Origin of the sequence: Ottowia sp. oral taxon 894 (assembly GCF_001262075.1) — a bacterium.
GTDB classification, from domain to species: domain Bacteria; phylum Pseudomonadota; class Gammaproteobacteria; order Burkholderiales; family Burkholderiaceae_C; genus Ottowia; species Ottowia massiliensis.
Genome location: NZ_CP012073.1, coordinates 1,669,828 through 1,682,472, shown reverse-complemented (window position 1 = coordinate 1,682,472; position 12,645 = coordinate 1,669,828). Strand labels below are relative to the sequence as shown.

9 protein-coding genes are annotated in these 12,645 nt (G+C 66.0%); 3 read left to right on the top strand and 6 right to left on the bottom strand.

The annotated features are described in order from the left end of the window. Nucleotides 1-6: 6 nt before the first annotated feature. Nucleotides 7-1,356, bottom strand: a complete 1,350-nt coding sequence (locus tag ADJ79_RS07305) for a methyltransferase domain-containing protein (protein ID WP_050715415.1) — start codon at nucleotides 1,354-1,356, stop codon at nucleotides 7-9. Between the two features lie 87 nt (nucleotides 1,357-1,443). On the opposite strand from ADJ79_RS07305, the gene ADJ79_RS07300 reads away from it, so the two are divergent. Next, the gene (locus ADJ79_RS07300; protein WP_082203181.1) at nucleotides 1,444-3,099 is read left to right on the top strand and encodes a DUF4139 domain-containing protein; all 1,656 of its coding nucleotides are present in this window, start codon (nucleotides 1,444-1,446) and stop codon (nucleotides 3,097-3,099) included. 203 nt (nucleotides 3,100-3,302) lie between these two features. Here the strand turns inward: ADJ79_RS07300 and queA are convergent, their stop codons facing one another. Next, nucleotides 3,303-4,355 carry a tRNA preQ1(34) S-adenosylmethionine ribosyltransferase-isomerase QueA gene (gene queA, locus ADJ79_RS07295; RefSeq protein ID WP_050716487.1) on the bottom strand — a complete coding sequence of 351 codons (1,053 nt, stop codon included), beginning with the start codon at nucleotides 4,353-4,355 and terminating at the stop codon, nucleotides 3,303-3,305. A gap of 92 nt (nucleotides 4,356-4,447) precedes the next feature. Here queA and recG point away from each other — a divergent pair, with 92 nt between their 5' ends. Next, complete coding sequence (recG, locus tag ADJ79_RS07290; protein ID WP_050715414.1) at nucleotides 4,448-6,598, top strand: ATP-dependent DNA helicase RecG; 2,151 nt, start codon at nucleotides 4,448-4,450, stop codon at nucleotides 6,596-6,598. A 507-nt stretch (nucleotides 6,599-7,105) separates the two neighbouring features. Here the strand turns inward: recG and mutS are convergent. Continuing rightward, nucleotides 7,106-9,730 carry a DNA mismatch repair protein MutS gene (gene mutS / locus ADJ79_RS07285; protein WP_082203179.1) on the bottom strand — a complete coding sequence of 875 codons (2,625 nt, stop codon included), beginning with the start codon at nucleotides 9,728-9,730 and terminating at the stop codon, nucleotides 7,106-7,108. Between the two features lie 207 nt (nucleotides 9,731-9,937). On the opposite strand from mutS, the gene ADJ79_RS07280 reads away from it, so the two are divergent. After that, entirely contained in the window at nucleotides 9,938-11,221 is a 1,284-nt protein-coding gene (locus tag ADJ79_RS07280; RefSeq protein ID WP_050715412.1) for an integrase family protein, read from the top strand. Between the two features lie 31 nt (nucleotides 11,222-11,252). Here the strand turns inward: ADJ79_RS07280 and ADJ79_RS14230 are convergent, their stop codons facing one another. The 3 genes from ADJ79_RS14230 to ADJ79_RS07265 form a co-directional block, all read right to left on the bottom strand. Continuing rightward, nucleotides 11,253-11,549 carry a hypothetical protein gene (locus ADJ79_RS14230; protein WP_156304081.1) on the bottom strand — a complete coding sequence of 99 codons (297 nt, stop codon included), beginning with the start codon at nucleotides 11,547-11,549 and terminating at the stop codon, nucleotides 11,253-11,255. Further along, a complete protein-coding gene (locus tag ADJ79_RS07270; protein WP_156304080.1) occupies nucleotides 11,542-11,976 on the bottom strand; it encodes a hypothetical protein in 435 nt (144 codons plus the stop codon). Before ADJ79_RS07270 ends, ADJ79_RS14230 begins: the two co-directional genes overlap by 8 nt. Before the next feature lie 211 nt (nucleotides 11,977-12,187). Next, the gene (locus tag ADJ79_RS07265) at nucleotides 12,188-12,523 is read right to left on the bottom strand and encodes a class I SAM-dependent methyltransferase (protein ID WP_253273799.1); all 336 of its coding nucleotides are present in this window, start codon (nucleotides 12,521-12,523) and stop codon (nucleotides 12,188-12,190) included. Nucleotides 12,524-12,645: the final 122 nt, after the last annotated feature.

The window sequence follows — 12,645 nt, the reverse complement described above, 5'->3', positions numbered from 1 at the left end:
GCGGCTTTACGCGGCAGCGGGGGCGTCGGCCGGCGCGGCCAGGGGCTTGCGGGCGATGACGATGAAGCCCGGCAGGGCCTTGCCGCCTTCATTGCGCAGGCTTTCCAGGTGTTCAAACTGCACTTCGTCAAAGCCCGCTTCGCGGCACTGGCGCTCCACGGCGCTGGCCTTGTGCGCATAGCGGTTGCTGTCCGGGCGCAGCACGAGATCGGCTTCGCCTTCGCTGGCGGCTTCGCAGGTGAAGATGAAATGCCCGCCTGCTTTGAGAATGCGGAAGGCGTTGGGAATGACGGGGGCCAGATCGCCCACGTAAACCAGCGCATCCAGACAGGTGATGACTTCGTAGTGGTCGGCCGGCGTGTCGCGCAGCGCATCCAGAATGTTCACGTGGTGAAAGCGCGAATAAACGCCGTGGCGGGCGGCCTGTTCAATCATCTTCTCGGACAGGTCCACACCAATCAGGTGGCCGTGCAGGCGGCCCAGGTACACGCCCAGCAGGCCCGTGCCGCAGCCCAGGTCCAGCACGTTGAAGCGCCGGTCGGGCCGCAGCGCCAGCAAGATTTGCGCCACGCGCTCGGGCGCGCGGTATTTCAGGCCGCCCACCAGGTGCAGGTCAAAGCGCTGTGCGTAGTCGTCAAACAAGCCTGTCACCGAGGCTTCGGGCTGCGTTGCCGGCGTCTGGCCGTGTGCCACGGCATGCCAGTAGCGCACCTGCTCATCATCGGGGCTGCGGATGATGAGCACGTCAGCCAGGCGCTGGGCTTCGCTCTGGTCGCCCAGTTGCAAGGCGCAAGTCAGCAGGTTTCTCAGCGCGGTTTCGTTGCCGGGCTGAGCTTGCAGCACCCGGTTGAATTCGTCTTGCGCCTGCTTGTATTGCCGATCGCGGTACAGCATGCCAGCGTAATCCAGCCGAAGCGGGTGGTTTTGCGGGTCAAACTGCAACGCCGTTCGCGCCCAGGTCAGCGCCTGCTTCCCATCGCCAGCCCCTTGGGCCACGTTGGCGGCGGAGTGCAGCACGCGCGGCTCTTTCGGCGCCAGCGCCACGGCGTGGCGGGCGTGTTCCATGGCTTCGCTGAATTGCCCTTGGGCGGCCAGTTGCAGGGCCAGCTCGGTGACGGCCACAAACCAGCCCGGCTCCAGCGCCACGGCGCGGCGCGCGGCCTGCACGGCGCCCGCCAGATTGCCCGCCTGCTGCGCCAGGCGCACGCCCATCAAAGCCACCCGCACGTCCTTCGGATGCTGCGCCTGCGCCTCAGTGAGCGCCTGCGCGGCTGGCTGCAACAGCCCTTGCGCAATCCACTGGCCGATTTGCTGCAGGCGCTGGGTGAATGGGTCGTTTCGAATCTGGAGGCTCATGGCGCAACTCTGGAATGGGCAAAGCCGCGAATTATCCAGTGCCAGCCAGGGCGCTGCTAGCATTTCCGCTTCGCTTTTACCCCGCTCATGAAAGGCCCGCTCATGCCCATGCGCTTGTTGCGTTTTCCCGCCCTTGCGGCCCTGGCCAGCCTGGCCGCCAGCCTGCCTGCCGCAGCTGCCGCGCCTGAAAGCGCGGCTTCGCGCATCACCCGCGTCACGGTCTATCCGGGCGCAGCGGTTGTGGAGCGCGCCGCGCCCGTGGCCGCTGGCGCGCGCCGCGTGGTGTTTGAATGCCTGCCCGCCAAGCTGGATGAACAAAGCCTGACAGCCAGCGCCAGCGCGGCCGTGCGCGTGGGTGAAATCAGCGTGCAAACCCTGCCGCGCGAGCAGGCAGCGGCCTGCGCCAGTCCGCTACAGGAACGCATTCGCGAGTTGCAGGACAAGATCGCCGCCGCTGATGCGGAAAAAGAAGCGCTGGACTTGAGCGCCGAATACCTCAAAGCCGTCATCAAAGCCGTGCAGGCCGCGCCAGACGGCGGCGAGCGCGCCACGGCCACCAACGCCAGCGCCATCACCGCCACGGCGGAAGCCCTGCGCAAAAGCGGGCAGGACAACGCCCTGCGCGCCCTGCAACTGGATCGCCGCAAGGAAGACTTGCAGCGCCAGCTCAAGCCCCTGCTGGCCGAAAGCCGCCGTCTGGGCGGCAGCCGCGTGACCACCGTCACCGTGACCCTGGCCGCCGAAAAAGCGGGCGAGGTGCGCCTGAGCTACCAGGTGCGCGGCCCCGGCTGGCAGCCGGGCTACCGCGCCGCGCTCGATCCCGCAGGCCCCGGCGTGAAGCTGGAACGCCTGGCCCTCGTGGCGCAAGACACCGGAGAAGACTGGCAAGACGTGGCCCTGACCCTTTCCACCGGCCAGCCCGGCCGCGCCACGCAGGCCGAACTGCCCCGCCCCTGGACGCTGGACATCAGCCAGCCCGAACTTGAGCGCGCCCGCAGCGCCAGCTTCAGCGACCGGTCCTACTCCATCGCAGCGGCCCCTGCCGTGATGTCCCAGGAAGCCAGCGCTGAAGAAGCCGACAGCGCCCCCGAAATGCCCCGCTTTGAAGTGGAAACCACGGATCGCGCCTACGCCACCGAATTCAGGGCGCCGCAACGCATCACCGTGCCCGCCAGCGGCGAGCGCGTCACCCTCACGCTGGGCAGCGTCACTGTGCCCGCGCGGCTCATCACCCGCGCCGCTCCGGCGGTGGAAGAAGCCGCCTACCTCATTGCCGAAATCACCCCGCCCGACGGCATATGGCCCGCCGGCCCCATGCAGCTCACGCGCGACGGCGCGCTGGTCGGCAGCGGACGGCTCGACTTTTCCCAGCCCGCGCCCATCGCCCTCTCATTCGGGCCTGACGAGCAAGTCAGCGTCAAGGCCGAAGCGGCGCAGGACAGGAGCGGCACCGCCGGTTTCATGGGCAGCAAGGGCGAGCGCAAAACCCGCCGCGCCTTCAGCGTGCAAAACCGCCGCAAAACACCCATTGAGCTGCAAGTGATTGACGCCGCGCCCGTTTCCAAAAACGAGCGCATCACCGTGCAATCGGCCTACACGCCCAAGCCCGCTGACACCGCCTTTCTCAAACAGCCCGGCCTCATCCTCTGGCAGCAAAGCCTGGCTGCTGGCGCCACGGCCAGCTTCAGCGCCGAACACACCATCCAATGGCCCAAAGACGCGCAAATCGACGAAAGGCAATGAACGGCCCGGGTCATGGCAATCGTCAGCTCCTCTATTCATAGCATGACGTCCTAGTGGAGATTGCGCAGAGCGGCATTTATTGCCCCTGTATCTGCTCCTGTTTTTGCTTCAGATCAAGCCTTCGAGCGGCTGCTTCGGGCTGGGCGGCGCTCATGCCGGGGCCGTCGTCTTCCAGGGACGGGCGCAGGGCGCGGAGCCGCCCCTCACGCCTGCCGCGCCAGCAGCATGGCGTCGCCATAGCTGAAAAAGCGGTAGCGCTGCGCAATGGCGTGGCGGTACAGCGCCATCACGTGCGCGTGGCCTGCGAAGGCGCTCACCAGCATCATGAGCGTGCTGCGCGGCAGGTGGAAATTGGTCAGGAGCATGTCCGCCACCTGAAAGCGAAAGCCCGGCGTGATGAAGATGCGCGTGTCGCCCCTTGCCTGCCCCGTGGCCGCCCACGCTTCCAGGCTGCGCACGCTGGTGGTGCCCGCCGCCACCACGCGGCCGCCGCGCGCGCGGCAGGCGGCAATGGCCTCTTGCGTGGCGGCGGGCACGTCGTAGCGCTCGGCGTGCATCTGGTGCTCGCTCAGGCGCTCGGTTTTCACCGGCTGGAAGGTGCCCGCGCCCACGTGCAGGGTGACGAAGGCGCGCTGCACGCCGCGCGCGGCCAGCGCCTGCAAAACGGCTTCGTCAAAGTGCAGCGAAGCCGTGGGCGCGGCCACCGCGCCGGGGCGCGCGGCAAACACCGTCTGATAGCGCGCCTCATCTTCCGCGCCATCGGCATGCGTGATGTAAGGCGGCAGCGGCACGTGTCCGTGCGCGGCCATCAGCGCGTAGGCGTCGCCCGAAAAGCGCAAGTGAAACAGCGCGCCGTCCGCCTGCGGCCAGCGCCCCAGCAGCTCGGCCTCGAAGCCGCCTTGCTCCGTGCCGCCAGCCATGCGCAGCCGCGCGCCCACGGGCGGCTTTTTGCTCGCGCGCATGTGCGCGGCCACCGTGCCGTCGGCCAGCACGCGCTCGACCAGCAGCTCCAGCTTGCCGCCGCTGGGCTTTTCGCCAAACAGGCGCGCCTTGACCACTTGCGTGTCGTTGAGCACCAGCAAGTCGCCCTCGCGCAGCAGGCCGGGCAAATCGGCAAAGCGCCGGTCAGCGGGCGCTGCGCCCGTGCCGTCCAGCAGGCGCGAAGCGCTGCGCGTGGCCGCCGGGTGCTGGGCAATCAGCTGCGGCGGCAGGTCAAAGTCGAAATCGCTGGTGGCGTAGGTGCGGGGGCAAGTCATGTCAGTCGGCGCTTGGCTGGCGGCTGTTGTCATTCACGAAAGGCGGGGTTGGGATGCCATGGCGTCCAAACCCCGAAGGGCAAAATTCTTCCATGCCCGCAGCACCCTCTTCACTCCCGCCGCCGGATGCCGCCGCAAAGAAAGCGGTCAGGGCCTTGTCTGCGCCGCAAAAGGCGCTGCGCAAGCTGGGGCTGGTGCGCGATATGGATTTGGCGCTGCATTTGCCGCTGCGCTATGAGGATGAAACGCACATCACCCGCTTGCGCGATGCGCGCGAGGGCGATGAGGTGCAGATCGAGGGCGTGGTGCGCCATCAGGAAGTGGCGGCCGGCGGGCGGCGGCAGCTGCTGGTCACGCTGGATGACGGCAGCGGCACGTGCCTGCTGCGCTTTTTCAACTTCTACCCCTCGCTGATGAAGCAGATGGCCGTGGGCGCGCGGCTGCGGGTGCGCGGGCAGTTGCGCAGCGGGCTGGCGGGGCCGGTGATGCTGCATCCGGCCGTGCGCGCGGCCGGTGCGCCGCTGCCTGAGCGGCTCACGCCCGTGTATCCGGCCACGGCCGCGCTGGCGCAGGCGTATTTGCGCAAGGCGGTGCAGTCGGGCCTGGCGCGCGCCGATGCCAGCGGGCAGCTGGGCGAGACCGTGCCGCCCGATCTGGCGGCGGGCATGTTCGCGGGGCTGAAGGGCGCAGCGGGCGTGCCTCCGCAAAGCCCGCCGCCCACGTTGCGCGAGGCGCTGTTTTTTTTGCACCAGCCGCCGCCCGATACGCCGCTGGCCGCTTTGCAAGAGCGCGTGCATCCGGCCTGGCTGCGCCTGAAGGCCGAGGAGCTGCTGGCCCAGCAGCTGTCGCAGTGGCGCGCGCGGCAAGAGCGCGCGGCGCTGGCCGCGCCCGCGCTGCATGTGCGCCCAGGCGGACTGCATGAAAAGCTGCTGGCGGCGCTGCCTTTTGCGCTGACGGCGGCGCAGCGCCGCGTGAGTGAAGAAATTGCGCGCGATCTGGCCCGCCCCCAGCCCATGCACCGCCTGCTGCAAGGCGATGTGGGCGCGGGCAAAACGGTGGTGGCCGCGCTGGCCGCTTGCATGGCGATGGACTCGGGCTGGCAGTGCGCCCTGATGGCGCCCACGGAAATTCTGGCCAGCCAGCACTTTGACAAGCTCACGCAGTGGCTTGCGCCCCTGCTGCAAGCGCGCGGCCAGCGCGTGGCGTGGCTGACGGGCAGCCAGAAGAAAAAAGAGCGCGCCGCCGCCTTGCAGGCCATTGAATCGGGCGAGGCGGCGCTGGTGGTGGGCACGCACGCCGTCATCCAGCAGCAGGTGAACTTCGCGCGGCTGGGGCTGGCCGTGATTGACGAGCAGCACCGCTTTGGCGTGGCGCAGCGCCTGGCCTTGCGGCAAAAGCTGGCCGGGCAGGAGCCGCATTTGCTGATGATGAGCGCCACGCCCATTCCGCGCACGCTGGCCATGAGCTGCTACGCCGATCTGGACGTGTCCACGCTGGACGAGCTGCCGCCCGGGCGCACGCCAGTGCTCACCAAGCTGATTGCCAGCCACCGGCGCGGCGAAGTCATCGAGCGCCTGCACCAGCAGCTGCGGCGCGGCGCGCAGGCTTACTGGGTGTGCCCGCTGATCGAGGAAAGCGAGGCGCTGGACTTGCAAAGCGCCACGCAAACCCACGCCGAGCTGGCCGCCGCCCTGCCCGGCCTGAACGTGGGCCTGCTGCACTCGCGCATGCCCGCTGCCGACAAAAAAGCGGTGATGGACGCCTTTGCCAGCGGCCAGATGGCCGCGCTGGTGAGCACCACCGTGATTGAAGTGGGCGTGGACGTGCCCAATGCCAGCCTCATGGTCATCGAGCACGCCGAGCGCTTTGGCCTGAGCCAGCTGCACCAGCTGCGCGGCCGCGTGGGCCGGGGCAGCGCCGCCAGCGCCTGCGTGCTGCTCTACGAAGTGCCCGAGGGCGGCCGCCTGGGCGAAGTGGCCCGCGAGCGCCTGAAGGCCATGCTGGAAACGCACGACGGCTTTGAAATCGCCCGGCGCGATCTGGCGCTGCGCGGCCCCGGCGAATTTCTGGGCGAGCGCCAAAGCGGCGCGGCCCTGCTGCGCTTTGCCGATTTGCAGCAAGACGAGCCGCTCATCGAATGGGCGCGCCAGGCCGCGCCGCAAATGCTGGCGCGCTACCCCGCCCTGGCCGGGCAGCACGTGCAGCGCTGGCTGGGCGCGCGCATGGACTATCTGAAGGCGTGATGCAGGGCTTGGGAGCGAAGGATTGTTTTCGCTCCTTGATTTGTAGCATGAGGTCCTAGTAGAACGGGCGCAAGGCGGCTTTTTGGGCACCTGTTTTTTGCTCCTCTTTCAAGCACTCCGCATGCATATCCCAGCCGCCCAGGCTGGCACTTGAGTGGCCGAGAGCCTGTTCACGGCTTGCCCGTGAGGGCAAAAGGCGCGGCCTGAAGGCGCTCTGCGGCGTTGCAAATGCCTTGCTGGAACTCAAACCCGTCTGCGGTTTGAGCCTTGCGGCCATCCCAAGCCAGGCTTTTGCCCTACGGTCAGACTCAGAAAAGGTTCTGAAAGCCTCTTGCCAAATCAAACCACGGGCAATCTGGGCCACGCTTGAGCAAAACCATGCCGGCCTCCTCGTCCTTGCTCAGCCAGACGAAGAGCCGCTCCACAGAACAGGAGCAAAAAAACGGGCCTGAAAACCGCCAGAGCGCCCTGGATACGGGCGCTACCACTATTCAAACGATAGCGAATTCAGGCCAGTTTTTTGAGCTGGTAGAGCGCCTCCAGCGCCTGCCGGGGGCTGAGTTCGTCGGGTTCGAGGGCGGCCAGGGCGGCTTGCAGTTCGCTGGGCGGGGCCGGTTCGGCGGCGGGCGCGGGGTCAGGCTCTGGCAGGGGCGCGAAAAGGTCGGGCTGGGCCTGCTGGCTGGCGGCGGCGGTTTCCAGCTTGGCGAGCATGTGGCGGGCGTGGTTCACCACGGCGGCGGGCACGCCGGCCAGGCGGGCGACCTGGATGCCGTAGCTGCGGCTGGCGGGGCCGGGCTGGATTTCGTGCAGGAAGGCGATGGCGCCGCCTTCGCCGGTTTCTGCGGCGCTGACGTGCACGTTGATGGCGGCGTGGCAGGCGGCGGGCAGCTCGGTGAGTTCAAAGTAGTGGGTGGCAAAGAGGGTGAGGCACTGGGCCTTGCCGTGCAGCCAGGCGGCAATGGCGGTGGCCAGCGACAGGCCGTCATACGTGCTGGTGCCGCGCCCGATTTCGTCCATGAGCACCAGCGACTGCGGCGTGGCGCTGCGCAGGATTTGCGCCGCTTCGGTCATCTCCAGCATGAAGGTGGACTGGGCGTTGGCCAAATCGTCGGCCGCGCCGATGCGGGTGTGAATGGCATCCACCGGCCCCAGGCGGCAGCTTTCGGCGGGCACGTAGCTGCCCATGCTGGCCAGCAAGGTGATGAGGGCCACTTGCCGCATGTAGGTGCTTTTGCCGCCCATGTTGGGGCCGGTGATGATTTGCAGGCGCTGGCGCGGCCCCAGGTGCGTGCTGTTGGCAATGAAAGCGCCCTGGCCGCTTTCTTGCAGGCGCGCCTGCACGACGGGGTGGCGGCCTGCGGTGATGTCAATGCCCGGCTCGCGCGTGAATTCGGGCCTGCGCCACTCCAGCGTGTGGGCGCGCTCGGCCAGGGCGGCCAGCGCGTCCAGCGCGGCCAGCGCGCGGGCAAAGCGCGTGAGGGCGGGAATGTGCGGCTGCAAGCGGCGCAGCAGCTCGTCAAACAGCCATTTTTCGCGGGCCAGCGCGCGCTCTTGCGCCGACAGGGCGCGGTCTTCAAACGCCTTGAGTTCGGGGGTAATGAAGCGCTCGGCGTTTTTCAGCGTCTGGCGGCGGCGGTAGTCGGCGGGCACTTTGGCGGCCTGGCCTTGCGTGACTTCAATGTAAAAGCCATGCACTTTGTTGAACTGCACGCGCAAATTGGCAATGCCGGTGCGCTGGCGCTCGCGCGTTTCCATCTCCAGCAAAAAGGCGTCGCAGTTGCTGGCAATGGCGCGCAGCTCATCCAGCATGGCATCGTGGCCGGGGGCGATCACGCCGCCGTCGCGCACCAGGGCGGCCGGCTCCTGGGCAATGGCCGATTGCAGCGCTTGCAGGCACTCGGCGGGCGGGGCCAGGTCTTGCGCCAGCTGCGCCAAAAGCGCCGCCTGCGCTTGTGCGGCCAGGGCGGGCAGCTCGCTTTTTTGCAGCGCCTGCCGCAAGGCGGCCAGCTCGCGCGGGCGCACTTGCGCCAGGGCGATGCGGGCCGTGACGCGCTCAACATCGCCCGTGCCTTTGAGCAGGGCGCGCAAGCGCTGCCACAGCGGGGCCGCGTCACCTTGCGGGGCCAGCAGCGCGGCAATGGCGGCGTGGCGGCCGCTGGCGGCGGCGCGGTCGCGCTGCGGCGCCAGCAGCCAGGTTTTGAGCAGGCGGCTGCCCATGCCGGTCTGGCAGGTGTCCAGCAGCGAAAACAGCGTGGGCGCGTCTTCGCCGCGCAAGGTTTGCACCAGCTCCAGATTGCGGCGCGTGACGGCGGGCAGATCGATCAAATCGCCCGCGCGCGCCACTTGCAGGCTGCGCACATGGGTGAGCGCGTGGCCTTGCGTGTGCTCGGCGTAAGCCAGCAGCGCGGCGCTGGCGGCGTGGGCCAGCGCGCAGCCCTGCGCGCCCCAGGCGGCCAGGCTGGCGGCCTGCAACTGCTCTTGCAAGCGGGCCGCGCCCAGGGCGGCGTCAAACTGCCACTCGGGGCGGCGCGTGACGGGCGCGGCCGGCTGGGCCGTTTGCAGGGCGGTTTGCAAAGCCGCTTCCAGCCGCTGCTGCTGCGCGGCGGTGAGACCGGCCGAAACCAGCACTTCGCTGGGCGCAATGCGGGCCAGCCAGGCGGGCAAGTCATCCGCCGCGCACTCGGCCAGGTTCAACTGCCCTTGCGTGACCGCCAGCCAGGCCAGCCCGCACTGCTGGCGCGGGCCGAAATGCACGGCCAGCAGCATGGACTCGCTTTTTTCCGCCATCAGCGTGCTGTCCGTCAGCGTGCCGGGCGTGACCACGCGAACCACCTTGCGCTCCACCGGCCCCTTGCCGGCGCCTGCCGCGCCTGCTTCGCCCACCTGCTCGCAAATGGCCACCGCCTCGCCCAGCCGGATGAGCCGCGCCAGATAGCTCTCCACCGAATGAAACGGCACCCCCGCCATCGGAATGGGCTGCCCCGCCGATTGCCCGCGCGTGGTCAGCGTGATGTCCAGCAGCTGCGCCGCCTTTTCCGCATCGCCATAGAACATCTCGTAAAAGTCGCCCATGCGATAGAACAGCAGCGTGTCCGGATAGTCTTTTTTCAGGCGCAGATACTGCTGCATCATCGGCGTGTGGCTACTTATTTCAGCATCCGTAAGCCGGTGATTTTCGACTGATTTTTTCGCTAACTGATTGATTTGGCTGGGCATCTTTCCACAATCTCATTCCTGCATCAGCTTTTTTGCGCGCGCCTAATCTTGCCTACACTTGCTAATTTGGCGTAAGTTTTTAAGGCATCTTGCAAAACCTACGCCGCCAGAGCGGAGAGGCGCATGAAGATCGACGCACGCACAGCAAAGAGCCTGCTGCCTGGGCAGCGGCTGATTGTGGATGGTTGCCCAGGCTTGCGGCTGGTGGCCACTCGCACGCATCGGACATGGACGTACAGATACAAGTCCCCTATAGATGGCCGCATGCGCCAGGTCGCGCTGGGGCACTGGCCAGCCATGTCGCTCGCAGCGGCGGCGGGCGAGTGGGAGCGCCTGCGCGGTGAGCGTGAGGCGGGCGTCGATCCGGCGCTGGTCAAACGCACCGCTCGCGCCCAGCGGCAGTCCAAACAACCAGCTCGCGTCGATATCTACACGGTCGAACATTTGGTCTCCGACTACTTGCAGGGGCACATTCGCCAGCGGCGCAAAGCCAAAGGCGCGGCGGAGATCGCTCGGCTATTCAGCCGGCATCTCGGCACTATCGCCCTCCAGACTGCCAGCGCATTGCCCCGCGCCGCTGCATTCGAGTTGCTGGAAAAGCTGTCCAGCACGCCCGTGCAAGCCAACATGCTCCGCCGCGAGCTGGCGGCGGCATGGGATTACGCCGCTGATGCGGGCCGCCTGCCGGATTCCGCCGTCAACTGGTGGCGGCTCGTCATGCGAACGCGCCTGCGCAGCAAAGGCACCCTCACGAAACAAGGGCACCAAGACCGCGCCGCCCGCGTGCTCAGCGAGGCCGAAATTGGCGCACTGATTAATTGGCTGCCCAATTTTTCGCCCCTGATCGCTGATATTCTGACCATGTATTTATGGACAGGCACACGCGGCGCAGAAATCGTTGCCATGCAAGCCGCCGAAATCACGCAAGAAAATGACGGATGGTGGTGGACGATTCCAAAAGTAAAAACCAAAAATGCACGCCACAAAAACGCCACGGCCCAGCGCGTGCCGTTGGCAGGGCGGGCGCTGGATGTCGTTCAGCGCCGCATGCGCACCGCCCCGCCATCCGGCTGGCTTTTTCCTGCCAGCACAAAAGACGGGCGCATCACTCATTCCGATCAAAAAGTGGTCGGCGTCGCCGTCTGGTTTCACATGCCCGGCTGCCAGCTCCGGCCGCAAGAGCAACGCCCGCGCCTGCCGGTTGTTGGCTGGACGCCTCACATATTGCGGCGCACCGTCCGCACCTTGCTGGCCAGCATGGGCTGCCCGGCCGACGTCGCCGAAAGCGTTCTCGGCCACATGCGCCCAGGCGTTGAGGGCATCTACAACCTGCACTCATATGACGCGGAGCGCAGGCATTGGCTCCAGCGCCTCAGCGACAAACTAGAGCAGGTCGCAAAAACGTAATAAAACCTGAACGAACTGCACGTAGTCCGGCTTATTCCCACGTTCCTCCTGATACCTTAATCAAGGCTTTTGCATGCTCCAAAGCTGCACGCTCTATCAAGTGGACAAGGCCACGTTTCAGGTTCCTGTTATCAAGATCGCCCCCGGACCATTGGGAATGATCCGCCAGACCTTTTCTGTGTATGTCAAGGAACCAGTAACGTGTCCCAAGTGGCGGAGGCTCCATAAGCGGCTTCGGTACACGCACATCTCCAATCTGTATTAATTCTGGCTCGCGTATCAAATACCCTTTTGCCCGCAAAGCCGCAACCATTTGCGCTTCAGTCATTTCCTTCCTTTCTTCCCCCATCCTGTTTAACATCCGCTGCACGCCCGATTTCGGCCTTGAGGCTGCTGACCAGTTTCCCCGCATTCAAGATGGCTTCATCCAGCGCGTCCTGCTCCGGCGTCCAGTCACCTTCTTCTCTTTTCAGGCTCTCAATTGCTGCCTGCGTTGCGGCTTCGTCGCACCTCAAAATCTCGTCCAGAGCATCCAACAGTTTCGGCGCGGCTCCTATCAGCACAGCCTTGGCCGCATTGTTTCTGGCGCGGCTTGCGACTACTGCGATGCATTCACCCCTGCACAGGCTGCCTTCATTATTGATGATGGCGTAGCCAGCCTGCCGTCCATCGGCCGAGATTTCAGCGCACAGCCACGGGCCGCGAATGTATTCCTGCACGTCAATCCGTGGCTGCTCATTTTTCTTGCTTGTCATAATCTTCCTTCCTTTTCCCAATTCTGCCCAATCCGCGACGGGCATTTCCCATTGATAAATTTCGGCGGCATTATCATTACCTGATTATCCGGCCGCCCCGGTTCGCGCCGTCTGCAATTGAGGCATTCGGCTTGCCCGATGTGGAGATTCAAAAATCTATCGGTGCGCGTTTGCATATGCCCGGCGCAGCGGGCGTAATCGAAGGGCAACGTCATTGCGCCACATCCTTGATAAACACTTGCCAATGCGTCAAGCCTTTGTTGCCTGATGTGTGCCCATAATGCGGCAATTGCGGCGCGAGTTGCAAAACTTCGCGCAATTTGACTTGCGTTTCGTTCCACTTAAACACCAGTGTGCCGCCGGGGCATAAAACGCGCCAGCACTCGGAAAAACCTTGCCGGATATCTTGTTGCCAGTCACCGTCCAGCCTGCCATATTTTGCCGCCAGCCAGCTTTTAGGCCCGGCAGAAATCAGATGCGGCGGGTCAAAAACAACATGAACAAATGTGCCGTCGTCAAACGGCAAATTGCGAAAATCCAGCAGCATATCCGGCTCGATACGCAGCGCACGCCAGAGGCGTTGCCTTTGCTGTTATCGGTGACCGTGCGCGTCTCGCGGCGGCAGTCGCCATAAACGACGCCCGCGCGCTGGCGGTCATGCCACATCAT